The following is a 21,133-nucleotide window of genomic DNA, read 5'->3' as shown; positions in this document are numbered from 1 at the left end:
TTTCACTTTTCCAACCACATATAACTCCATCCACTCATCAAACCAATCATTTAACGTTTTTTTGCTGGCATCAGTCTGCAATCCTAGATTATATTATTCTAATATTTTTTCTCTCTTTTGTTTTACTTCTTCTAATCTTTTACTGGATGCATATATAGGTTTGTCATTTCCTTTAATATACACACGTGCTTGATAGGTTCCATTTCTCAGTTGAGTAATTCCTTTCCCCAACTCTTTCCCATTTAAGGCTTTAGCCATGATACTCATCCATCCTTTTTCTTCTTTCTAACAGACAGATGACTACCTATTTGCTTACCTGTTCCATCTTAACAAATTTTTAAATTCTTTTCAAGATAAGCTAAAAATTCAACATCTATCTGATAAGAAAATCTCATTTTATTTTTCGGTTCCCAGAATAACAAATAGTCCTTATTATCACTCCCTTCTGTTTGAATATGGCATAAAGCACAAAAATTGGAACCAGGTTCCAATTTTCGCACATAATCCTTTATTATTTTTATGTCATACCTTTTTCTGTACACAAATATATTAAGCCGAAACAAATCTAGCATTTATGCATACAAATCAAATATCTCCTGAATACAGTTTTTCATTACTTCATTGGGCAAATTTCTAATAAACTCTTGCTGCCACTCATTTCTTATTTCGTATTTATCCTGTAACACATATTTATCCATAGAATTTCCACATACTAAATTCTGCTCAACAATATCCGCAAGTTTCAGTAGCAGATCTTTATACTTCATTTCAAATACAAATTTATATTCTTCAAATCCAAACGCTTCCAGCAAATAAGTAATTCGCTCAAAATTATATAAATCCATTATTTTTTCATCACAAATTCTCTTTCGGTCTTCCAAACTACACATACCAAGGAATAACAGCCTTTGCTGTTCTGCACACTTTTCCATATCTTTCTCCATATTTGAACTACATTGTATCTAATCTTTGCTCTCTTGTTATGTTTATTATAGTCGAATATTCGGCAATATGTAAGGTAATTGAAAACCCTATAATTAAATATAGAACACGCATGAAAGAGGTGATACATTTGTTTACCTATGCCCCATTATGGCAGACATTAAAAGATAAAGGTATTTCTCAATATGAATTGATCAAAACCTACCATATAAGCACTGGAACTGTTTCAGATTGAACGCTGCCAGACGGACACCAACAGAAATCAAAATCGACTTCGCAGTCTTGCCAGTAACAAAATGTCAATAGTTTTTTAATCACTTTTTTCAAAAAGGCAAAAAAAATAGAACGTATAGATTATTTCCATACGCTCTATCTCACATTTCATATTAAATTTTTGAATTCTACAAACTGGAATTTCATGAATTATCGCTTGCCTTAAACTTGCTGACACAAATCATTTAGTTTCCAATCCACTCAAATAGAATTGATATAACAAATACACCAGAGAAAATATACCAATTAACAAATACGCCACATTTTCTTTTAAAGATACTAGATACGATGAGAATACAACAAAGCCAATAACCTTGATTACCGCTTTAATTTTTCGATTTTCAATCTTATCAATTTTACAACAGATAAAACGTACTCCAATAACCATAGGAGAAAATAAGATTGCAATCAAAATTAATATAATATTTTGCTTATTAAAAATAAGCTTTGATAACTGTTTTTTCTCATTATCCTTGATGTCCAAATACTGGTATAGCAATATAAGAGAGGCTTGGTCAGGAACACTTTTTCCCAATTCCCATTTCGAAATTGTCTGTCGCGTAACAAAGACAACATCAGCCAGTTGTTGTTGGGTTAAGCCCTTTTCAATTCTGGCTGATTTAATCAAATCTGATATTTCCATAGTTGTACTCCATTTATTATCTGTTTTTAATAGTGTCGCATAATGTTATTGCTAAACAAGCAACTATTACAAGAAAACTCATCTGATGTTTAATAACAACGCAAAATAGGCTAATTGCCAATAACATACCGATAAAAGCAATCATACTATACTTGTATATCCTAGGATGTTTTTGGGATAATGCATTCGATATTTTTACAATTACTGCTATCATAGGAATAATTAATACCCCCATAACACCAAATAAAATTCCAGTTGCAACAACACTCATTTTGTTTTTCTTTAATTCCTTCAACATAAAAAGAACCTCCTTTGTTTTTGATACTTTGATATTAAAAAAGAATTCTTTTTATGTCACGCAACGCTTGTGAAAACAGGCGCAACGGTAACGATTTTCATTCTGATCATCGAAAGCAAAATTCCGATTGAGATTTCACCTGTTTTAAGCAATTTAACAACTGTTATATTTTGTTATTAAATTCTCCGCAAACCCTTGAAAACACTGAATTTATCACAGGCGAGCTTTCCCTTATTGTTTCCCTTGTGTTATATCGTTCCACCAGTGTTTACGAACTCTGATAAGGGAAAATACAAGGGCACAAGAGGTCCGGTGGACCTCTGCTCTGTGCCGACCGAAGCGGCAGCGGAGACCAAAAAAATTATATAAAATAGTATAACATAAAATAAAAGTGACATGGTGAACTGATTGAAATGCTTCTGATTTTTGTAGCAAATAATTGATTGAACGATAAGGAGATAAGATACGATGAGAACAATATTTGCAGAATACAATCCCGGACGAAACAGCATTGATGTTTATACCTCTGTTGGCTATATGCTCCGCATTGACTGTTGGGAAGCTGAAAAGGACTTAAAAACCACATCAGGATCAGACTGTGCATTAAACGCACTCGCCATTGATGATCCTCTTGAATATGCAAGATTATATCTTGATGGAAATTTGCAGATGTGGGTAGATGCGGAAGACTCATTAGATATTTTTTAATTTTTAAACAAATACAACAGTTTAAATAACTATTAGCTACAATATTTCCGGAAAATTCATCATGGGATAAAGTTGGCTGGGTAATTTCAAATCTTTCCAAAAGTTTACACCCGCACTTTTCTCCATCCGACAGCATCTGTACAATTTCCAGCCGGTTCGCATCGCCCAAAGCCTTGCATATCAAAGCCACATCCATTGCATTCATATTGACACCTCACATTGATCATTGTCTATGTTCAATATAATATATACATAGATATTTGCCAATGTATGTGTTTTAAAAAAGAGAATCAAGTTTTTGATTCTCTTCATACATTCATTATAGCTTTTATCATCCATTTTATTTGCCCCAAACAGCCGCTGCATTTGACCTTACAAGCAGTTCTTCCACAGGCAGACCAATCGGACAAATATCATGACAAGATAACGACTTCCCGCATCCCTCAAAATATTTCTTCTTATATTCAGCAGAAATCTCATTCAAATGAGTGCTTTCCTGTTCTTCATTCAGAATCCGAAATGCGTTGACTGCAGCAACAGCGCCTGCGAAAGTCCCATTTGCAGAGAAGTTAGGACACACTTCAAGGCAGCAGCCACACATCAGGCAGCGTGCCGACTGGTATCTCGGTTCATGTGTCCACGAACTCATATAAGCTTCACTTTCAAGCCAAAGGTTCAGTTTTTTCAAATTTTCAAACAGATTTGACCGGTCAACGATCAAATCTCTTACAAGCGGAAATTTGCTTAAAGGTTCCAAGGTGATTGTAGAACCTTTTAACATATGTAGAAATGTAGAGCATGCCAGCCTCGGACGTTCGTTAATCAGCATGGCGCAAGCCCCACATTTTCGCACCATACAGCTACATTCCCAGCTGATGGGAGTAACTATAGTTCCTGAGTTATCTTTCAAAGGAGTTCTACTGTTCAATTCCTTTAGAACAGTGGCAACAGAGCTGTTTTTGCTTCCGTCAAACTCAAATTCCTGCCAATAACTGTCTGCTTTCTGACTCTCCTGCCGCCTGATTCTTATTTTATATACCAAGTGAATCACCGCCTTTCTGGAACAGGTACAAAGGAAATCTGTATCTGCTTTCCATCAAATCTGGCTACCGTTGTTTTAAGGTAATCATCGTCATTGCTCTTCGGATAATCCTCCCGCCAGTGTGCACCACGGCTTTCTTTTCTTGCAAGAGCACTCTTTAGAACTGCCATGCCAAGCAATGGAAGATTTCCTGTCAGCGCTTGTACCGTTTGAATCCCATTTAACAACGTATTCTCATTTCTGACAACGCCCATAGTCTCCTGCATCACTTTGTTTAATTGCTTTATTTCTGAAATTTGGGACGCTGGTGGAAAATCTATCTGTGTCGCACAAGATAGATCTACTACATCTGCCTGTTCGCATGCTGATTTTGCCGCAACACGTCCTCCGTATAACGCTCCTAACAGAGAATTTCCACCAAGACGGTTGGCACCATGATATTGGGCACAGCATTCTCCGGCAGCGTAAAGATTCTGAATCGGCGTTCTGTGCTGCTCATCCACCAGAATGCCTCCCATAAAATAGTGAATTCCCGGTAAAACAGACACCGGTTCCTTTCGTATATCTTTATGCAAATAGGTCATACAATCGTCTGCCAGACCAGATAGCTTATTTGAAATAATCTCCTCCGATATTTCCGTCATGTCAAGAAATACCTCTGATTCATGGCTGACCTTCCATATCTCTCTGGCGGTAATATCTCGTGGCATCAGATTTCCAAGCTCCGGGTATTTTTCCTCCATGAAATACCATTGTTTTTCATCTTTCATGGCAAACAACCTGCCACCTTCCCCTCTGGCCGCCTCGCTGATGAGCATGCGTTTTCCACCACATTTCACAGTTGTCGGATGGTACTGGATCATCTCGCCATTTGCCAGAGGAACACCAAGCCGGAACAATTCTGCGGTGACTTCTCCTGTATTGCTCAGCGAACCCGTTGTATTTCCAAACAATCCGTGCATACCACCGGTGGCAACAATAACCGCATCCCCCGGTAATTCCACAGTCTCCTGACTGTATTCATCCCTGATTACGCAGCCACAACAAATATTGCCACACAGACGAAGTGTTAGGAAAGAATGATGGCTGAACCGTTCTACCATACCAGATGCTTCTTTCCTGCGAACAGCGTCTATCATAGCTGTCATGATCTGCTTCCCGGTATCGCTCTGTGCAAAAGCAGTCCGTTTCTTTTTCTGCCCGCCAAAATTTCGCAGATCCACATCATCATAGCCACTCATGTTAAATTTAACTCCAAGTTTTAGCAGCCAGTGCACCAGCTCCGGTGCTGCCTGTGTCATTCCCCAAACTGCATTTGGATCTGCCAGACCACATGCTGCCTTTATTGTATCTGTAAAATGTTCTTCGGGACTGTCGTTTTCATCTTTTGTATTCAAAGCTGCGTTGATACCGCCCTCCGCCATAACAGACTGTGCCCGCTCTGACGGAAGGGAGGAAACCAGTTTTACATTGCATCCATTTTCCGCTGCCTGCAAAGCCGCTGAAAGTCCTGCCAGTCCAGCACCTATAATAACAATTGTCTTACTCATAGATATTGCCACCCAATATAATATAAAATAACCGCTCCCGCTATAAAAAGAAGAAGCACCGAAAGGATCAAATAAATATCGCTCCTTCGTTCTTTATAACTAATGATTCCCAGTGATACGAGCAATGGGCGTATATTGATAAAAATATGAACAAAGATTGCCGCTACGAACAAAAGCTGAGTTACCATCTTTACCGTTGTAAAAGGGAACAAAATATATGTCCCATTCTGCACCTTTCCAAACAAACCAATATGGAATAACAGCAGAATCAGTATTGCCATCCCACTGGCTCGTCTCGCCCAAAATATGGCGTTCTGTTTCAGATACATTTTTCCTGATTGCTTCGCTGTCTGTAAACTCTGAACTGTCAGGATGACACCAATCACCGTATGCACAACAAGAATACCAACACCAATCCATGCAAGAAGTTTTCCTGCACTACTTCCAACTCCGTTCAGCATAAAGCTGCCCATGATTCCATGAATCATAAAAATGAGAAGCATTAAAACAGACAAAATCGTATTCCATTTTCTCATAAATTCCCGCTCACCTCATTTCTTCGCTGTCCATGATCATATAGTCCATCTGTGTTAGCGTTGTAACGTCAATAAAATCATCCGATGCCAGGAATACATCATACTTTCCACTTACCACTCTTGATAGCATCATTGTGTTACTGTACTCTTTCAGATCTACGGAAAAACCGGCCTGTTTCAACCTGTCACAGAGTTTCTTAGCATAACTGACAAGCGGATAATCCGTCTCAGATACATATAACCGAAAACTAATGTCCGTTTTCATGAGATCTGTTTCATTTGTTTCCGAATCGTCCAGTGCCAATTCTTTTAATTTATTCCGGGTGTTCTCGTTGTCGAGACCATCTGACATCATATTAATACCGAGAACATAAGAGCCTTCCAACTGTGCGGCGGCTTGAGCCGCCTTTTTTGACTTCGGTGTTGCTCCTGTGACTGCATCAATCATAGAAGGCGGTGAGTGCAAAAGTGCACCGAAACCTGCAAGAAAAACAATTGTAACTGCTAACAGAATCAATTTCCGTTTCACATTGCCACCTCGTTTCTTATTTTTTCAAAATCCTCATTGCGTTCAAGACGGCAATTATGGTAACGCCTACATCACCAAATACAGCTTCCCACATTCCCGCAATACCAAAAGCGCCAAGAATCAGGAACACACTCTTAATCCCAAGAGCAATCACTATATTCTGCATGACAATCTGTTTTGTCGCTTTTGCTACTTCAATCGCGTCCACCAGCTTAGACGGTTCATCTGTCATCAGAACTACATCTGCTGCTTCAATAGCCGCATCCGAACCAAGCCCACCCATTGCAATACCAACATCTGCACGGGCAAGGACAGGAGCGTCATTGATACCATCACCAACAAAAGCCAATTTGCTTCCCGGTCTCTTTTTACTATCTAAAAGCTCAACCTTTTCCACTTTTTGGTCAGGAAGCAGCTGTGCATAATATTCATCCAACTGCAATTCTTCTGCAACGGACTTCCCAATTTTTTCATCATCACCGGTAAGCATGACTGTTTTTTCCACGCCGATATGTTTCAGGTCAGAAATTGCTTTTTTACTGTCCGGCTTCACTTCATCTGTTATCAAAATACATCCTGCATATTGACCATCTACAGCCAAATAAACTTTTGTACCTGCGTTTTCACAGGTTGTGTACTCTATACATTCTGTATCCATAAGTTTCGTATTGCCAGCAAAAACTTTCTTTTCCCCTGCCATTACACTGATTCCATATCCTGAAATTTCCTTATAATCAGAAATCACTGACTGATCAATTTCTTTTCCATAAGCAGCAAGAATGGATTTTGCAATAGGATGGTTAGAAAAACTCTCTGCCTCTGCCGCATACTCCAGAACCTGTTCTTTTGAAAATCCATTTGCAGGCAAAATATCCGTCACATTGAAAACACCTTTTGTAAGTGTTCCGGTTTTATCGAACACAATAACGCTGACATTATTAAGTGCCTCTAAATAATTGCTTCCTTTTACAAGAACACCTCGTTTAGATGCTGCACCAATGCCGCCGAAGAAAGTCAGCGGGATTGAAATAACCAATGCACATGGACAAGATACCACAAGGAAAACAAATCCTCTGCGAATCCACTCTGTCCAGCCTCCGCCAAGAATGATCGGTGGCAGAATCGCCAGAAAAGCTGCTAAGATTACAACCACAGGTGTATAATAACGTGCAAATGTAGTAATAAAATTTTCTGTTGGTGCTTTTCGGCTTGACGCATTTTCCACAAGATCAATAATCTTTGAAGCCGTAGATTCACCAAATGCTTTTGTTGTCTTAATCATTAAGACACCCGTCTGATTCATACAACCGGAAAGTGCTTCGTCTCCTTTATGAACACTTCTCGGAACTGATTCTCCTGTTAAGGCGCTTGTATCCAGCATAGAATCTCCATTCAATACCACACCGTCTAATGGAATTTTTTCACCAGGCTTTACAATAATAATCTCACCAATGGAGACATTTTCTGGAGATATGGTAATCAATTCCCCATTTCTTCTTACTGTAGCAGAATCTGGACGTATATCCATTAAGTCTGATATAGATTTTCTTGAACGCTTAACAGCCAATGACTGAAAAAATTCACCTACCTGATAGAATAGCATAACAGCAACTGCTTCTGGATATTCACCAATGACAAAAGCTCCAATCGTAGAAACACTCATCAAAAAATGTTCATCAAATACACGCCCCTTTGAAATGTTCCTCACAGCCTGCCATACAACATCTCCACCAAGAATAACATAAGAAACAATGAGAAAAGCTAACTCGATAGGCAGTGGCACTTTCGCAAAAACAGTCAATGCCATACCAATGGCATAGATTGCTGCACCAGTCGCTAAACGAACTGTCAACTTCTTATCCTCATTGTTATAGGATTCATTGGCCTCCTGCTTTTTTTCCGGTATATAAGATTCCTGTACAATTTCAGAAACTTCCACATCTGGCTCATGGCTATGAACAATCGTTTCAATCTGACTGGCTATCGTATCTGCGGCTGTCTGAGCAACATTGATTGTAAGCGTCTGCTTCATCAGATTTACCACTGAGGATTGCACTCCATCCAACTCTCCGACTTCTTTTTCAATTTTTGCGGAACAATTCGGACAGTCCAACCCTTTTAATAGAAATATGCGTTTCATGATAATCTCCTTATAATTTGTTTAATTGTTCAATTACTCAACTATAATATTAAAAAATATTATTTCTGCCAAAGATGCTCAAATCCCTTGTCAATAATCTCTTTCACATGATCATCTGCCAGCGAGTAGTAAACTATCTGTGCTTCTTTACGGAATTTTACCAGATTCGCTAGGCGTAATGCCTTTAACTGATGCGAAATTGCAGATTTTGTTACCCCCAGTAGCACTGCAAGATCACATACACACATCTCACTCTGTTCTAGAGCGTGTAAGATTTGTACTCTAGTTCCATCTCCAAATAGCTTAAACAAAGAAGCCAACTGGATATAATCATCTTTTGGCTGCATCTTGGATTTCACATCATTCACAATATCCTCATGAATTACATCGCAATTACAAATATAAGACGTTTTTGACATATATTCACCTCCAAATAATAATAGTTGAACAATTACTCAACTATCATTATACTTATTTTTAAATTTATGTCAATAAGCTGATGTTAGTTCCACATAAATTTTACAATTAAAACCAGCTCTTTATTCTTTTCTTAATCTTTTTTTCCCAATATACCGTTTTGGCTTTCTTGTCACACTTCCTGTAAATTCCGAGTTGTCTCTATCTTTATCTTTTAATTATACACAGGATTTGAATCTTTTTCTACTTATCTATAATCAAAAAATCCTCTTCCTTGTATTATAAAACCGCTTTCATAAAGTTTTTCTTCTTTTTCAGAATACCTGCGTATCACTACGAATATTCCGACTGTCAAAATCACTCCAAATACGATTCCTGCCAGAATTCCATTCGTCCCCATTCCATAACTCTCATTCAGATAATAAGATGGCAGGAAAGAAAGGATTGTTCCCACAACCGATGGCGGTATAAATCTTAGAAAATTCTTATAGCATAGGCACTTTACCATTTCCTTGTCTATCATTCCCAACATTCGCAAACTACAAACGACCCTGCTATTTTCTTCCTTCTCTGCCTGGATACGTGAATGAATTAACAGAAACTCAGCCATTATCATAAGCCCTATCACAAATGCCATCAAAAATAATAAAAATTGTCCTGATTTCTTTGCATCCTGGTATTTCTCCACTTTCGAAGACAATTCATAATACGTCTGCTCATCTTCATTCAACTGATTGCTTTCCTGCAGATATTCTTTTACTTCACATACTCCCGCATAAGAATCTTCCCAATTCTGAAACTGAAACAAGTTTGCGCTACCAGCACTACCTGTTATATCTGCACTTAATTTTTCGAAATCAGAATCGTTGATGATCAGTGTTTTATCTGCAAAGGTCGGATTTTGATTAAACAGTATCTTTACATCTGTTCCAACAGACTGCAGCTTTCTATCCCCGGGAATCGTTACAGTAGATACTGGCTGTATGTTATGTTCATACCCATCTTCCAGATTGTACTGAAACAAATTCAAAAACTCGCCTTCCTGAATCTGATAATCACATCCAAAATCCCGGTTTATTTCTGTCACAGGAAGGTAATTAAAAACATCATCTCTGATATAGGGAAGCTGAATGACCTGTTCTACAGTAACACCATTTTTCTCCAATATATGAAGGACATCCTGTACTGAAACCTGATTCATTCCATAGATTTCTGAGTACACCATGTCATAGGGAGAATAACTTTTTGCATCCTGTAGAAAAGCCGGATATAAAGTCACACATACCCCCGTAAGCATAACAGATACCGCTATTATGAGAGAGGCTAAAACATACCTACATCCCCATTCTTTCTTGTGTCTGCGGACAAATGACCATTCCACCAGATGAAACCTCATGTAGTTGGGTGCAAGTCTGCATAAGAACGTACCGATCTTTCCTGTTTTTTCTGCCCGATATTGTGCTTTTAGCAGGGTTCCGATTTTATCCAGCATAAGTCTCCCGGCATTCAGGATAAAGGCAACTGCCACCACTACTGTATATAGAACTGCTGTAAGCTTATATGCTTCCGGGCAAAACTGCCATTGCACTCCGTGAACATCTATTGCATAAATGATAACGGAAAAAAATAAAAATGACAGCACAGTTCCTGCCGCAAGTGCTATTGCTAATGCCAACACGGATATGATCACATTTTCAAAAAGTAAGTTTCTAAACGCTTCCTTCCGGCTCATGCCAAGAGAAAACATCACGCCGTATTCCTGTTTTCTTGATGCCAGAAATGCCTGACACGAAACAGGAAGAAAAAAAACCAGAAACACTGCAGACAGAAAAAATGGAAGATAAATGTTATTGGATATTGATGAATTTACAATCGACGCATTCATAAACGTCCTGTTTGTGGAAATAACTGCAAAACAACAGAATAATGCCGTTGCAGATAAATTGCATAGAAAGTACAATCGATATTTGTAAAAACCAGCTTTCAGCATCTTTCGGGAAATATCAAAAAAGGTCATCTTTTCCACCTCCCAAACCGCACAGCGTTTTCCATATATCTTCTCTGAAATTATCGGCAGTGTTCTCTTTCTTTACTTCTTTTTCCAGATTCCCATCCTGTAGAAAAAGTACCCGGTCACAAAAGGATGCCGTATAAGCATCATGTGTCACAAGCAGAAAGCTGATGCCAGACCGTTGATTCATCTGTTTCATACATCGCATCACATCCCCGGTGGTCTTTCGGTCAAGGCTTCCTGTTGGCTCATCTCCAAAAATAATATCCGGTTCATTGATCAGCGCCCTGCCAATCGCAACTCTCTGTTTCTGACCTCCCGATATTTCCGTAATTCCTTTGTCAGCTAATTTTTCAATGCCGAGCACATCCGCTATTCTTGAAAAACGCTCTTGCTGGATGTCTGCTTCTTTTCGTTCAAGAATGAGTGGTAACAATATATTTTCTTTTACCGTCAAACTCTCCAAAAGCTGGAAATCCTGAAAAATCATTCCCATATGCTTTCTGCGAAAAAATGCCTTCTCTTCTTCCGTAAGCTGTGAAAATGTTTCTCCTCCTATTACGATTTCTCCATCGTCCGGTGTGTCAACCCCGGTCAGCACATGGAGCAGAGTAGTCTTTCCACTGCCGGATGGTCCCATAATAGCAACCATTTCTCCTTTCATAACTTGCAGATTCACATTCTGCAAAATCCGCATAGTTTCTCCTGCAGTTTTATAACTTTTTGAAATATGATTTGCATTTAATACATACATCGAAGTTCCTCCTGATAATAAATTTTAAATTTGATTATCAGAAGTATTTAATCATCCATCCGAACCGATAGACTGCAAAGGGTAACTCCCGGTCTGAAAGAAAACTCACCTTGTCCGAGGTCTTTAAAGCCATCATATACCCAGAGCACCATTATTTCTATTTCACCGAAACATATACACTCATAGAAATGCAAACATATACTTTCGCTTATATCGTTTTCACTATTTGACTTTTCCAAGCATTCCATCTGCTGTATGACTATACTTTCCAAATCCCCTTCTGCATAATATCCACTCCAGAGTCGGAAATTTAGCGACAAAAGTAAAATCAACATGATGGAACTTAAAACCATAATAGCAGCAATTCTCTGTTTTTTTACTGAAATCATATGAATCAAACCCTATACTTCTGCTTTATCATCTGGAATTTATTTTAATAAATATTTTTCAAATGCTTTGTGCGTGTCAAAGTGAACCTCTTTGAAAAATAAAACGAGCCAAATAATAAAAGCCGGAATAGCCATATATGGTGTTAAAAAATAAGACAACACTGCTCCTACTAACATTATGCCAGCCCATGTAAAACACTGATTTTTTATATCACGAGAAATATGAGCTTTATCATACAATGCCTTTTCTTCTTTCGGTAATGAATTAAATCCCGAAACAAATTTAGCCGCTTTTTCTTTAAATATTGCAAATAACACTCCTATAATCACAAATGGAATAACCAAAACTCCACATAGCCAAAACCCTATATTCATAGTATATTCCTCCTTCACAAATACCGATTGAGATTTCACCTGTTTTAAGAAATTTAATAACTGTTATATTTTGTTATTAAATTCTCCGCAAACCATTGAAAACACTGGATTTGTCGCAGGTGAGCTTTCCCTTATTGTTTCCCTTGTGTTATATCGTCCCACCAGTGTTTACGAACTCTGATAAGGGAAAATACAAGGACACAAGAGGTCCGGTGGACCTCTGCTCTGTGCCGACCGAAGCGGCAGCGGAGACCAAAAAAATTATATAAAACAGTATAACACAAAATAAAAGTGACATGGTGAACTGATTGAAATGCTTCTGATTTTTGTAGCAAATAATTGATTGAACGATAAGGAGATAAGATACGATGAGAACAATATTTGCAGAATATAATCCCGGACGAAACAGCATTGATGTTTATACCAGTGCAGACTATATGCTTCGCATTGACTGCTGGGAAGCAGAAAAGAATTTGAGAACCACACCCGGATCAGATTGTGCATTAAACACACTTGCCATTGATGAACCACTAGAATATGCGAGACTGTATCTTGATGGGAATGTTTGATTACCGAATCTTCAATATTGATAATTCTTTCCATCTTCTCATTCCTCATATGATTCTCATTTTTACTAAAGTTAAAATCATTTCCTTTGTTTTCGATTATACAGTTCTGTATTGTTTCCTACTACTATTTTTCTAAAATAAATTATCACTATTTTGCAATTACATTTTTATCATTCTGCTATAAATGACGATCTGTATCTCTCGCACTATATATCAGTCGCCTTACTTCCATAACATTCCCGATAACCACATAATATACCACATAATTCCTCACATAAATCCGATAATATGGATACTCTCTCCTTTTTGCAGAACGATAAGGTTCAAACGCAAGAGGATTTTCCAGCCTTTTCAATATGGCACTTTCAATATCATCAACCAACCGATGTGCCGCATCTTCATTTTTCAAGACATTTGTAATGTAATTTACCGTACTTAGCAAATCAGTTTCAAATATTGGCAAGTAGCGAAGCTGATAAGATTTATTTTCCATGTATTGCACTCCTTGCATTTTTGAACACGCTTTCGTGAGAAAGTCTTTCATCGGTTCTCGCAGCCTGCCTGTCAGCTTCATCAAGCTTCATTTCGATATTATCAGTGAGGCTTGCATACTCTTCTAAACTTAAAACAACCATAGCTCCATATCCATTTTTAGTTAAATACACAGGATTTCCACTATTAACAAGAGTCTCAATTTCAGGAAATTTATTTCTGAGATCAGAAACTGGGCGAATTTGTATCATTTCCACCTCTCCTTTCACTTTTTGCTATCTTTATTTTATCCTAATTTTATCACAATTACAATAAACAGCAACACATTTCTCACAAATTCTACCATCCGCTTATACTGCATACTCATCAGTCATAACTATTTCTCTCAATATAATATTTTGCCGCTTCCTGTAAAGACATCCCTTTCTTTCTCGCTTTATCTCTCACACTGCTTACAGAGATACTTTTCATTCTACAAAGGGTTTTGTATAATAATATTCAACCGCCTCTACCCTACTCTTTTTTGTTCTCCACATGTAACCATAAACGCTCCTGACATTTATACCAAGATTGCGGCAGCAGTCACTCAAATCATGATAAATACTATCCCGGAATACAAATGTTCTGGAATCTATTTTTTGTCCTTCCTGCTTTTCAATACGATTGATATAAAATTTCAAAGCTTCTTCTCTGGATATTCCGTGCCGTTTTGCGTATGCCGACACATAAGATGCATTGCATCCAAATGCTCTGCAACATGATGTAAATGTAATATATTCCTGTCCGCAGAAATATATTTTTCTTTTATTATGATAATTCAAATAGCTGGAAAGCGCATGCCGCAGCAGAAAATGCTTTCTTTTTGCATATCGCCGGACGCAGATCGGTTTAATCTCATATGCCATGCAACATGCGGCGAAACTGTCATAAGTCACATGGTTATATGTAAAACGATTATATTTATAATACTGATAATAATGGCTGAGCGCCTCCTCTTTTGATATTTTATTTTTCTGCATATAAGTACATAGGGATTTATAGTTTATATTGTAATAATCGCAGCATTCTTTTAAATCTGTCCACCTCACTTTCCTCCTTTATTACAAAATATTGCAAAATGGTATAGAATCAAAAAATCCTTGCCGGACATCTCTGCCTGACAAGGATCTTTTTTTGATACTTTTTATTACTTCTTCTTTAAGAGGACATTTATTTGATTTATTCTCGAGAAACTTCTTACGCTTCTCTTTCCATTCCCATTCCTTCTGCAAGCTTCTTGCTGAAAGCGAGTACGACTGCACCAAGGATAGCTACAACCGCACCGATTCCGATGAAGAACGGTACTTCGTTTCCTTCTTTATAGAAGTTAACGAGGATCATGTTAAGAGCAGCTCCTACTGACTGAGACATTGACCATACTGTCATCATCTGTGTTACAAAGGCTTTTGGTGCTGCTACTGCTGTAATGGAGTAACCGATCGGGCATGTAAATCCTTCAGCAACCATCAGTACTGCATAGAACAACACGATCCACCATGCATTTACTTTTGCATCGCCTGGGTAGATGACATAAAGGAGTGCAATGATCATTGCGCCAAGTCCCCATAAAATCGTTCCGAATCCCATCTTTGTTGTTCCGAACGGCTGTTTCTTGCCAAGTTTTGTCCAAAGCATAGTAAGAATACTACCGAAGCAAACGGCAAAAATTGCCGGGATTGTCTGGAAGGAAGCTGCCGGAATTTCTACTCCGAAGATCACACGGTTTACTTTTTCTTCATAGAAGATAGCAAGGATTGAAATTGTCTGTGTCCAGATCAAAAGTGTAACGGCGTTACAAATAAATGGCGGAAGCAGGCAAAGTACTTTCTTTTTCTCATGCTTTTCTGTCTTCTTGCTTGAGTAGATGAAGACAAGATAAGCAAGCGGGATAAAGATGGAAATAGTACTTACTACGTTTGCAAAGGAAGATAAAAAGAGTTTGGTTTCCCACGACTCTTTTCATCTTAATTTCATCATTTTTCACATATAAAAAATGCTTAAGTCCCTTTTACAACACATGAAACTCCGGCTTTTCCTCCCCATATACACCCCAGAGCACCACTCCTCCAAGCACGATCGCCAGGCACAAAAGTCCTGAAAACATCACCACAAATGGCAGACAGATCTGACCACACAGTTGGAACGGCTGATCCCGGTAATCCCAGATCCCGATCTTCAGCCATTTATTACAGATAATCCCCGTCACAAATTCCAGGGATGTCAGGAAAAGCACTGCCCGGATAATCTGAATCCACATCGGCTCAGACCAGTGCATTACCTCGCCCTGAAAACTACAAAATGTCAATGTAACTCCCCCAAGCACAAACATGGTCCAATGAGAAAATCCACGAAACCAGATCTCGATCAGATAATAGATGCTTCCCCCTGCTGCTATCAGAAAGACTATCTCACTTACCCTTTTACTCACTCTTTTCACCATAAAAAACGCCCTCACTATGCAAATCTCTTACATAGCATGAGCGTTTCTTTTGGATTTTATCACAAATCATTGGATTTATTTACAGAGTTCTCCCATATAATAGAAACCTTTTGCCTCTTTTAAGTAAACTGTCACGATCTTACCGATCATGCTTTCATCTCCCGGGAAATGTACCAGGAGGTTGTTGCTCATTCGTCCTGTCACCAATGACGGATCATGATCGTTGACACTTTCTACCAGCACATCCTGTGTGGTTCCCTGATGTACAGAGCATACTTCCGCTGAAATCTGCTGCACCTCTTTTAAAAGGCGATCAAAACGGTCTTTTACCACGTCGTCAGGAACTTGATCTTCCATTGCTGCCGCAGGGGTTCCTGTTCTCTTGGAATAGATAAAAGTAAAGGCACTGTCATAACGCACCTGTCTTACAATATCCAGAGTATCCTGGAAATCTTCCTCTGTCTCCCCAGGGAATCCGACGATGATATCCGTTGTAAGGGAAATATCCGGCACTGCTTCGCGGATCTTTCTTACCACCTCAAGATAATGCTCCTTGGTGTAATGGCGGTTCATCTTCTGCAGGATCCTGCTGCTTCCTGACTGAACCGGAAGATGCAGATGCTTGCAGATTTTCTTGGAATGTGCCATTACATCAATCAGTTCATCTGACAAATCCTTTGGATGGGAAGTCATAAAGCGGATTCTCTCCAGTCCTTCAATCTTCTCAATCTCCTGAAGAAGCTGTGCAAATGTCATCGGCTCTTCCAGATTCTTTCCATAAGAGTTTACATTCTGACCAAGGAGCATAACTTCTACCACACCATCTGCCACAAGTCCTTCAATCTCGCGAATGATATCTTTTGGATTACGGCTTCTCTCACGTCCACGCACATACGGTACGATACAGTAGCTGCAGAAATTGTTACATCCGAACATGATGTTAACACCGGATTTGAAGGAAAATTTACGTTCGCTCGGAAGATCCTCCACAATCTTATCGGTATCCTTCCAGATATCGATCACCATTCTCTCAGATTCAAATCTTGTCACGATCAGTTCTGCAAATTTATAAATATTGTGAGTTCCAAAGATCAGGTCAACAAACCGATAGCTCTTCTTGATCTTCTCTACAACAGTCGGTTCCTGCATCATACATCCGCAGAGTCCGATGAACATATGCGGATTCTTTTTCTTCTTTGCACCAAGCTGTCCCAGACGTCCGTAAACACGCAGATTCGCATTTTCACGGACAGTACAGGTGTTGTAGATAACGAAGTCTGCTTTCTCTTCATCCGGCTCTTCCTTGTATCCGATCAGTTCCAGAACACCGACCAGCTTTTCGGAGTCACGAGCGTTCATCTGACAACCGAAAGTCGTCACGCAAAAAGTCAGATATCTTCCGATCTCCTGTGCTTTTTCGCTTACATACTTCCGCGCTTTGGCAATGTAATAGTACTGTCTCTCCGGCTCAGTGACCGGAGCTTCTTTGGTAAGATCTATTGCATCAAAATCAATATTATTCATATGTTATTAACCTCTCTATACAAACTGGTTCAGCCCTGCATCATATTCATAATCAATGGATGCCAGTTTCTCTGTCAGTTCTTTTTTCTCAATCTGCATCTCCTGGCAAAGAGTATCCAGATCTGCATAAAAATCCCGTAATTTTGTATTGACCACACTCAGAAGAATCATTGGATCCTTTGGTAAATCTGCCATGTTTTTATCCTCTTTTTCTAATAATCTCTCGTTTTCAACACGGTATTCCGGATATAATCAAAAGTTTTCTCTTCCCCGTCTGCCGCGAGCATATAGAGAAGTTCTTCCAGAAGTGCCCTGGTATCCTTATGCATCCAGTCCCCTGCAATACCGTGAAGATAATATTCAAGCGGTGACGTATCCGTATATTTATCTTTCATATAAATCTTGGATGCTGCGATCCGATCCATTAACATCTCGACCACATACTTTTTCGGCATCTTCATCCCGGTAAGCATTGGTTCCCCTTCCAGTCCGTAGTCAATCCAGTATTCATAATGATGTTTATTGCGCCCTTTATGGTGCAGCCATGCCGAAGAATAGCCCTTTTCTTCTCTTTCTGCGTTATTCGGACTCCGGTTTCCCTGGAAATACCTGCACCCAACCCAGAACTCCGCCGGAGAGTACTTCGACATATCATGCAAAAGTCCCTGTCTGTAAAGTCCTACCTTAAAGCAGTTCTTCATAACCAGATATTTGTGATGTGTTATGGTGCAAAAATGTTTCCAGATTTTCATTCTTTAGCCCGCCTTCCAACAAAAACTTTGATCGTTCGCTCCTCCAGCTGAACCTTCTTATCTTTTACCGGAACTGCTTCTTTTTCATCCAGGACTCCTTCTTTTGTCCCTGCCATGCACACCCATTCCATTCCTTTTGGAAGGGAAGGAAGTGCAAATGAATGAGAAAGCCAGTGCATATTATATGCAATATAAAAGTCCTTCTCTGTACTTTCTTCATGATAGAATACACCAAGCTGTCTGCTTGCACGCCCTGCCGGCATCTGCCACGCATCCTCCCCATGATAGGAAATCTGAGGGATTCCGCTTCTGCCCATCGTGTCTTCTGATTTTTTCGCTATCTGCTTCATACAGGCTTTACGAAGTGCAATCAGTCGACATACAAATGTATATAATTCTTCCTGTCTGGAAAGCTGGTTCCAGTCAAGCCATGATATCAGATTATCCTGACAGTATGCATTATTATTCCCTTTCTGGGTATTCATAAATTCATCCCCGGAAAGGATACACGGCATTCCCTGTGCAAATAAAAGTAAAAAGAACGCATTAAATATCTGATTCTTCCGTAACTCGTTAACCACCTTTTTCCGGCTGTTCCCTTCTGCCCCACAGTTCCAGCTGTAATTGTAATCCGGACCATCCAGATTATTCTCACCATTTGCTTCGTTGTGCTTTCCATCATAGGAAACTACATCACAGAGCGTAAATCCGTTGTGGCTTGCAATATAATTATACAGCTGTGTATCCTGATTCTTCAGCTGGCAGATCACATCCCGGATCATGCCCTCATCTCCCTTTAAGAAACGGCGCATCACATTCTGGAATCCGTCTTCTTTTTTGAGGATCTTACTTTTCGCAAGCACAGGATCCTTTGCAAGTTCATCCGGATTGCAGATATATGGATTCACAATAAATCCATCCACATGATACTGCATCACCCAGTAACGCAGGCAATCTAAAATCAGAGAAAACGTAGTTCCCTCTGTGAAAGGCATCTCAAGAATAACTTCAATCCCTGCAAGATGCATCTGACGAACAAGTGACTTCATCTCATTCACCGGATCTCCTGCTGCATATGATGCTTTTGGTGCAAAGAAATATGCTTTTCCATATCCCCAGTAATTCACATGCCTCTGATTCTCATCAAATTCATAAACCGGCATCAGATGGATCTGGTTAATCCCCAATTTTTGAAGATAGGGCAGTTTCTCCGTAACTCCGTCAAACGTTCCTTTGTGTGCGACTCCGGACGAACTGTGTTTTGTAAATCCACGGACATGAAGACTGTAGGCGATCACATCTTCCTTTTTCAGATGTGGAAATTGCGACTTTCCCCAGTCAAATGTATCTGTTACGATCCGGGTACGCAGTTTTCTCTTTTCCTTTCCCTTTGACACAGACCAGTGTTCTCTGCCTGAAAATGCTTTTCCATATGGATCCGGAACTATCTTTCCACCGATTTTATAACAATATTCATAATCTTCCGGTTGTTCCAGCACCACGGAGAGAAAGTGCAGATTTCCTGCCACATCAGAGTATGGCATCTCCTGTGAAAATGCTGAAGCCCTGGCACCTTTTTTATAAATGATCAGTTCACATGTCTGTCCTTCCGGAACTGCTACCGAAAAATTCGCTGTCTGTCCTTCCACAGTACATCCCTGTGGAAACGGAAATCCCACTGCTGTCTTCATATCCACTGTTCCCCCTGTTACTGCCATCCGTCAACTCCATACATATCTACATTCGAGGCATCAATAAAAAATACATCCAGATACGTTGTCTTTTCATAATCATCCCCGTTTAAAATAGCAAAACCGATTTTGGCCGATTCTTTTCCGAGTTTGATCGGTGATTGCGCACTTGTTCCGCGAATCAGGGAATCCGTCTTCTGAAGTTCTTTTTTCAGATCTGGAGAACCATCTACCCCGTAAATCTTTACATCAGTAAGACCGGCTGTTCTTGCTGCAACCAGTGCCCCAAGCGCAATCTGGTCGTTCCCGCACATTACTGCCGTAACATCCTTATTCTCTGCAAAAATCTTGTTAGCTGCTTCTCTTGCCTCGTTCAAATCTCCACTGACATCTGCTCTTCCTACAATCTCAAATCCCTTTCCGGCAATTGCTTCCTCAAAGCCTGTAATTCTCTCTACAATAGAATTCTGTGTAAGACCTTCAAGAATTACAATCTTTCCACCATCCGGACTCTGCTGTATCAGATCTTCTCCACAAAGCTGTCCGGCAGCTTTATTATCCGAACCAATAAAAGCTTCAATATAATCCGTATCCTTAACTTCCGTATCAATATTGATGATCTTAACATCGGCTTCCTTAAGCTCTTCCAGAGCAGGTGTGATCGCATCTCTTGATACCGGACACAGAAAAATGGCATCCAGTCCGTCTTTGATCATCTGATGGATCTGCTCGATCTGGGTGTCTACATTCAGTGCCGGATCTTTTGTCACCAGCGTACTTCCCTGTGCTTCGACTGCTTCTCTCAGTGCCTGCTCAAGTGTAATATAGTATGGATTTTCCATGGTAATACAACTAAATCCAAAACGATAGCTTTTTGCCTCTTCCTTGCTGTCATCGTCCTCTTCTGCTATTGCATTGTCCTGGCTTGTCCCAACATTCTTCTTACAGCCTGCAGTCATGCCAATACAGAGAACCATCACAAGAAAGATAGAAAAAATCTTTTTCTTCATATAGATAAA

General features: G+C 39.4%; 25 protein-coding genes and 2 pseudogenes. 2 read left to right on the top strand and 25 right to left on the bottom strand.

The genetic code is table 11. The features are described 5' to 3' along the window. Positions 1-93: 93 nt before the first annotated feature. From PG766_RS02220 to PG766_RS02205, 4 genes are all read right to left on the bottom strand, one after another. On the bottom strand, positions 94-258 hold the full coding sequence (locus tag PG766_RS02220) for a hypothetical protein (protein WP_182438561.1): 165 nt from the start codon (positions 256-258) through the stop codon (positions 94-96). A 314-nt stretch (positions 259-572) separates the two neighbouring features. Continuing rightward, positions 573-932 (bottom strand): hypothetical protein, encoded by a 360-nt coding sequence (locus PG766_RS02215; protein ID WP_147356962.1) that lies wholly within the window; start codon positions 930-932, stop codon positions 573-575. Between the two features lie 464 nt (positions 933-1,396). Continuing rightward, the gene (locus PG766_RS02210) at positions 1,397-1,858 is read right to left on the bottom strand and encodes a helix-turn-helix transcriptional regulator (RefSeq protein ID WP_007887521.1); all 462 of its coding nucleotides are present in this window, start codon (positions 1,856-1,858) and stop codon (positions 1,397-1,399) included. A gap of 16 nt (positions 1,859-1,874) precedes the next feature. Further along, a complete protein-coding gene (locus tag PG766_RS02205) occupies positions 1,875-2,156 on the bottom strand; it encodes a hypothetical protein (protein ID WP_007887522.1) in 282 nt (93 codons plus the stop codon). A gap of 468 nt (positions 2,157-2,624) precedes the next feature. On the opposite strand from PG766_RS02205, the gene PG766_RS02200 reads away from it, so the two are divergent. Next, positions 2,625-2,864: a DUF6061 family protein gene (locus PG766_RS02200; protein WP_005608569.1), complete on the top strand. Its 240-nt coding sequence runs from the start codon at positions 2,625-2,627 to the stop codon at positions 2,862-2,864. A gap of 61 nt (positions 2,865-2,925) precedes the next feature. Here the strand turns inward: PG766_RS02200 and PG766_RS17030 are convergent. The 11 genes and pseudogenes from PG766_RS17030 to PG766_RS02145 all read right to left on the bottom strand — a co-directional run. Beyond that, positions 2,926-3,069: pseudogene (locus PG766_RS17030) on the bottom strand (ArsR family transcriptional regulator); the annotation flags it as partial. 135 nt (positions 3,070-3,204) lie between these two features. Continuing rightward, positions 3,205-3,915 (bottom strand): succinate dehydrogenase/fumarate reductase iron-sulfur subunit, encoded by a 711-nt coding sequence (locus PG766_RS02190; RefSeq protein WP_330428578.1) that lies wholly within the window; start codon positions 3,913-3,915, stop codon positions 3,205-3,207. Beyond that, positions 3,912-5,456, bottom strand: a complete 1,545-nt coding sequence (locus tag PG766_RS02185; protein WP_270590330.1) for an FAD-binding protein — start codon at positions 5,454-5,456, stop codon at positions 3,912-3,914. The genes PG766_RS02190 and PG766_RS02185 overlap by 4 nt, the downstream gene beginning before the upstream one ends. Continuing rightward, positions 5,453-5,992, bottom strand: a complete 540-nt coding sequence (locus PG766_RS02180) for a hypothetical protein (protein ID WP_025579815.1) — start codon at positions 5,990-5,992, stop codon at positions 5,453-5,455. Before PG766_RS02180 ends, PG766_RS02185 begins: the two co-directional genes overlap by 4 nt. Before the next feature lie 10 nt (positions 5,993-6,002). After that, positions 6,003-6,521 carry a DUF6921 family protein gene (locus tag PG766_RS02175; protein ID WP_118198289.1) on the bottom strand — a complete coding sequence of 173 codons (519 nt, stop codon included), beginning with the start codon at positions 6,519-6,521 and terminating at the stop codon, positions 6,003-6,005. Positions 6,522-6,537: 16 nt separating this feature from the next. After that, entirely contained in the window at positions 6,538-8,661 is a 2,124-nt protein-coding gene (locus PG766_RS02170; protein WP_270590328.1) for a heavy metal translocating P-type ATPase, read from the bottom strand. A gap of 59 nt (positions 8,662-8,720) precedes the next feature. Next, entirely contained in the window at positions 8,721-9,080 is a 360-nt protein-coding gene (locus PG766_RS02165) for an ArsR/SmtB family transcription factor (protein ID WP_015512809.1), read from the bottom strand. 245 nt (positions 9,081-9,325) lie between these two features. Then, a complete protein-coding gene (locus PG766_RS02160; protein WP_270590327.1) occupies positions 9,326-10,963 on the bottom strand; it encodes an FtsX-like permease family protein in 1,638 nt (545 codons plus the stop codon). A gap of 118 nt (positions 10,964-11,081) precedes the next feature. Further along, the gene (locus PG766_RS02155) at positions 11,082-11,843 is read right to left on the bottom strand and encodes an ABC transporter ATP-binding protein (protein ID WP_118198292.1); all 762 of its coding nucleotides are present in this window, start codon (positions 11,841-11,843) and stop codon (positions 11,082-11,084) included. A 47-nt stretch (positions 11,844-11,890) separates the two neighbouring features. Then, complete coding sequence (locus tag PG766_RS02150; protein WP_055247372.1) at positions 11,891-12,241, bottom strand: hypothetical protein; 351 nt, start codon at positions 12,239-12,241, stop codon at positions 11,891-11,893. Positions 12,242-12,271: 30 nt separating this feature from the next. Next, positions 12,272-12,607, bottom strand: coding sequence for a DUF3784 domain-containing protein (locus PG766_RS02145; RefSeq protein ID WP_117836062.1), 336 nt, complete (start codon positions 12,605-12,607; stop codon positions 12,272-12,274). Between the two features lie 368 nt (positions 12,608-12,975). On the opposite strand from PG766_RS02145, the gene PG766_RS02140 reads away from it, so the two are divergent. Continuing rightward, positions 12,976-13,176, top strand: coding sequence for a DUF6061 family protein (locus PG766_RS02140; protein WP_117558203.1), 201 nt, complete (start codon positions 12,976-12,978; stop codon positions 13,174-13,176). 178 nt (positions 13,177-13,354) lie between these two features. On the opposite strand, the gene PG766_RS02135 is transcribed toward PG766_RS02140, so the two are convergent. From PG766_RS02135 to PG766_RS02090, 10 genes and pseudogenes are all read right to left on the bottom strand, one after another. After that, on the bottom strand, positions 13,355-13,669 hold the full coding sequence (locus PG766_RS02135) for a type II toxin-antitoxin system RelE/ParE family toxin (RefSeq protein WP_117558205.1): 315 nt from the start codon (positions 13,667-13,669) through the stop codon (positions 13,355-13,357). Further along, entirely contained in the window at positions 13,659-13,919 is a 261-nt protein-coding gene (locus PG766_RS02130; protein WP_117558181.1) for a type II toxin-antitoxin system Phd/YefM family antitoxin, read from the bottom strand. The genes PG766_RS02135 and PG766_RS02130 overlap by 11 nt, the downstream gene beginning before the upstream one ends. 216 nt (positions 13,920-14,135) lie before the next feature. Next, the gene (locus PG766_RS02125; RefSeq protein WP_118198294.1) at positions 14,136-14,756 is read right to left on the bottom strand and encodes a hypothetical protein; all 621 of its coding nucleotides are present in this window, start codon (positions 14,754-14,756) and stop codon (positions 14,136-14,138) included. 148 nt (positions 14,757-14,904) lie between these two features. Further along, positions 14,905-15,618, bottom strand: a pseudogene (locus tag PG766_RS02120) (POT-type proton-dependent oligopeptide transporter); the annotation flags it as partial. A gap of 97 nt (positions 15,619-15,715) precedes the next feature. After that, a complete protein-coding gene (locus PG766_RS02115; protein WP_118198295.1) occupies positions 15,716-16,147 on the bottom strand; it encodes a putative ABC transporter permease in 432 nt (143 codons plus the stop codon). 75 nt (positions 16,148-16,222) lie between these two features. Then, on the bottom strand, positions 16,223-17,671 hold the full coding sequence (miaB, locus tag PG766_RS02110; RefSeq protein ID WP_118198296.1) for a tRNA (N6-isopentenyl adenosine(37)-C2)-methylthiotransferase MiaB: 1,449 nt from the start codon (positions 17,669-17,671) through the stop codon (positions 16,223-16,225). A 15-nt stretch (positions 17,672-17,686) separates the two neighbouring features. Then, entirely contained in the window at positions 17,687-17,866 is a 180-nt protein-coding gene (locus PG766_RS02105) for a DUF4250 domain-containing protein (RefSeq protein WP_008375347.1), read from the bottom strand. A gap of 17 nt (positions 17,867-17,883) precedes the next feature. Then, complete coding sequence (locus PG766_RS02100) at positions 17,884-18,423, bottom strand: DUF5662 family protein (RefSeq protein WP_008375346.1); 540 nt, start codon at positions 18,421-18,423, stop codon at positions 17,884-17,886. After that, the gene (locus tag PG766_RS02095; protein WP_243014310.1) at positions 18,420-20,141 is read right to left on the bottom strand and encodes an alpha-amylase family glycosyl hydrolase; all 1,722 of its coding nucleotides are present in this window, start codon (positions 20,139-20,141) and stop codon (positions 18,420-18,422) included. Before PG766_RS02095 ends, PG766_RS02100 begins: the two co-directional genes overlap by 4 nt. Then, positions 20,132-21,124, bottom strand: coding sequence for a sugar ABC transporter substrate-binding protein (locus PG766_RS02090; RefSeq protein ID WP_117558217.1), 993 nt, complete (start codon positions 21,122-21,124; stop codon positions 20,132-20,134). Before PG766_RS02090 ends, PG766_RS02095 begins: the two co-directional genes overlap by 10 nt. Between the last annotated feature and the right edge of the window lie 9 nt (positions 21,125-21,133).

The organism is Coprococcus sp. LG101-27, from assembly GCF_027695515.1.
Classification (GTDB): domain Bacteria; phylum Bacillota; class Clostridia; order Lachnospirales; family Lachnospiraceae; genus Allocoprococcus; species Allocoprococcus comes.
The sequence above is the reverse complement of the archived record's forward strand: the minus strand, read 5'-3'. Positions and strand labels throughout refer to the sequence as shown.

What these genes read in the sequence shown, in the direction of transcription:
- PG766_RS02220 (WP_182438561.1), bottom strand. Translation starts at nt 258, where the DNA reads ATGGCTAAAGCCTTAAATGGGAAAGAGTTGGGGAAAGGAATTACTCAA.
- PG766_RS02130 (WP_117558181.1), bottom strand. Translation starts at nt 13,919, where the DNA reads ATGATACAAATTCGCCCAGTTTCTGATCTCAGAAATAAATTTCCTGAA.
- miaB (WP_118198296.1), bottom strand. Translation starts at nt 17,671, where the DNA reads ATGAATAATATTGATTTTGATGCAATAGATCTTACCAAAGAAGCTCCG.
- PG766_RS02215 (WP_147356962.1), bottom strand. Translation starts at nt 932, where the DNA reads ATGGAAAAGTGTGCAGAACAGCAAAGGCTGTTATTCCTTGGTATGTGT.
- PG766_RS02170 (WP_270590328.1), bottom strand. Translation starts at nt 8,661, where the DNA reads ATGAAACGCATATTTCTATTAAAAGGGTTGGACTGTCCGAATTGTTCC.
- PG766_RS02095 (WP_243014310.1), bottom strand. Translation starts at nt 20,141, where the DNA reads ATGGCAGTAACAGGGGGAACAGTGGATATGAAGACAGCAGTGGGATTT.
- PG766_RS02165 (WP_015512809.1), bottom strand. Translation starts at nt 9,080, where the DNA reads ATGTCAAAAACGTCTTATATTTGTAATTGCGATGTAATTCATGAGGAT.
- PG766_RS02160 (WP_270590327.1), bottom strand. Translation starts at nt 10,963, where the DNA reads ATGAATGCGTCGATTGTAAATTCATCAATATCCAATAACATTTATCTT.
- PG766_RS02100 (WP_008375346.1), bottom strand. Translation starts at nt 18,423, where the DNA reads ATGAAAATCTGGAAACATTTTTGCACCATAACACATCACAAATATCTG.
- PG766_RS02185 (WP_270590330.1), bottom strand. Translation starts at nt 5,456, where the DNA reads ATGAGTAAGACAATTGTTATTATAGGTGCTGGACTGGCAGGACTTTCA.
- PG766_RS02145 (WP_117836062.1), bottom strand. Translation starts at nt 12,607, where the DNA reads ATGAATATAGGGTTTTGGCTATGTGGAGTTTTGGTTATTCCATTTGTG.
- PG766_RS02090 (WP_117558217.1), bottom strand. Translation starts at nt 21,124, where the DNA reads ATGAAGAAAAAGATTTTTTCTATCTTTCTTGTGATGGTTCTCTGTATT.
- PG766_RS02115 (WP_118198295.1), bottom strand. Translation starts at nt 16,147, where the DNA reads ATGGTGAAAAGAGTGAGTAAAAGGGTAAGTGAGATAGTCTTTCTGATA.
- PG766_RS02140 (WP_117558203.1), top strand. Translation starts at nt 12,976, where the DNA reads ATGAGAACAATATTTGCAGAATATAATCCCGGACGAAACAGCATTGAT.
- PG766_RS02180 (WP_025579815.1), bottom strand. Translation starts at nt 5,992, where the DNA reads ATGAGAAAATGGAATACGATTTTGTCTGTTTTAATGCTTCTCATTTTT.
- PG766_RS02105 (WP_008375347.1), bottom strand. Translation starts at nt 17,866, where the DNA reads ATGGCAGATTTACCAAAGGATCCAATGATTCTTCTGAGTGTGGTCAAT.
- PG766_RS02200 (WP_005608569.1), top strand. Translation starts at nt 2,625, where the DNA reads ATGAGAACAATATTTGCAGAATACAATCCCGGACGAAACAGCATTGAT.
- PG766_RS02135 (WP_117558205.1), bottom strand. Translation starts at nt 13,669, where the DNA reads ATGGAAAATAAATCTTATCAGCTTCGCTACTTGCCAATATTTGAAACT.
- PG766_RS02155 (WP_118198292.1), bottom strand. Translation starts at nt 11,843, where the DNA reads ATGTATGTATTAAATGCAAATCATATTTCAAAAAGTTATAAAACTGCA.
- PG766_RS02205 (WP_007887522.1), bottom strand. Translation starts at nt 2,156, where the DNA reads ATGTTGAAGGAATTAAAGAAAAACAAAATGAGTGTTGTTGCAACTGGA.
- PG766_RS02210 (WP_007887521.1), bottom strand. Translation starts at nt 1,858, where the DNA reads ATGGAAATATCAGATTTGATTAAATCAGCCAGAATTGAAAAGGGCTTA.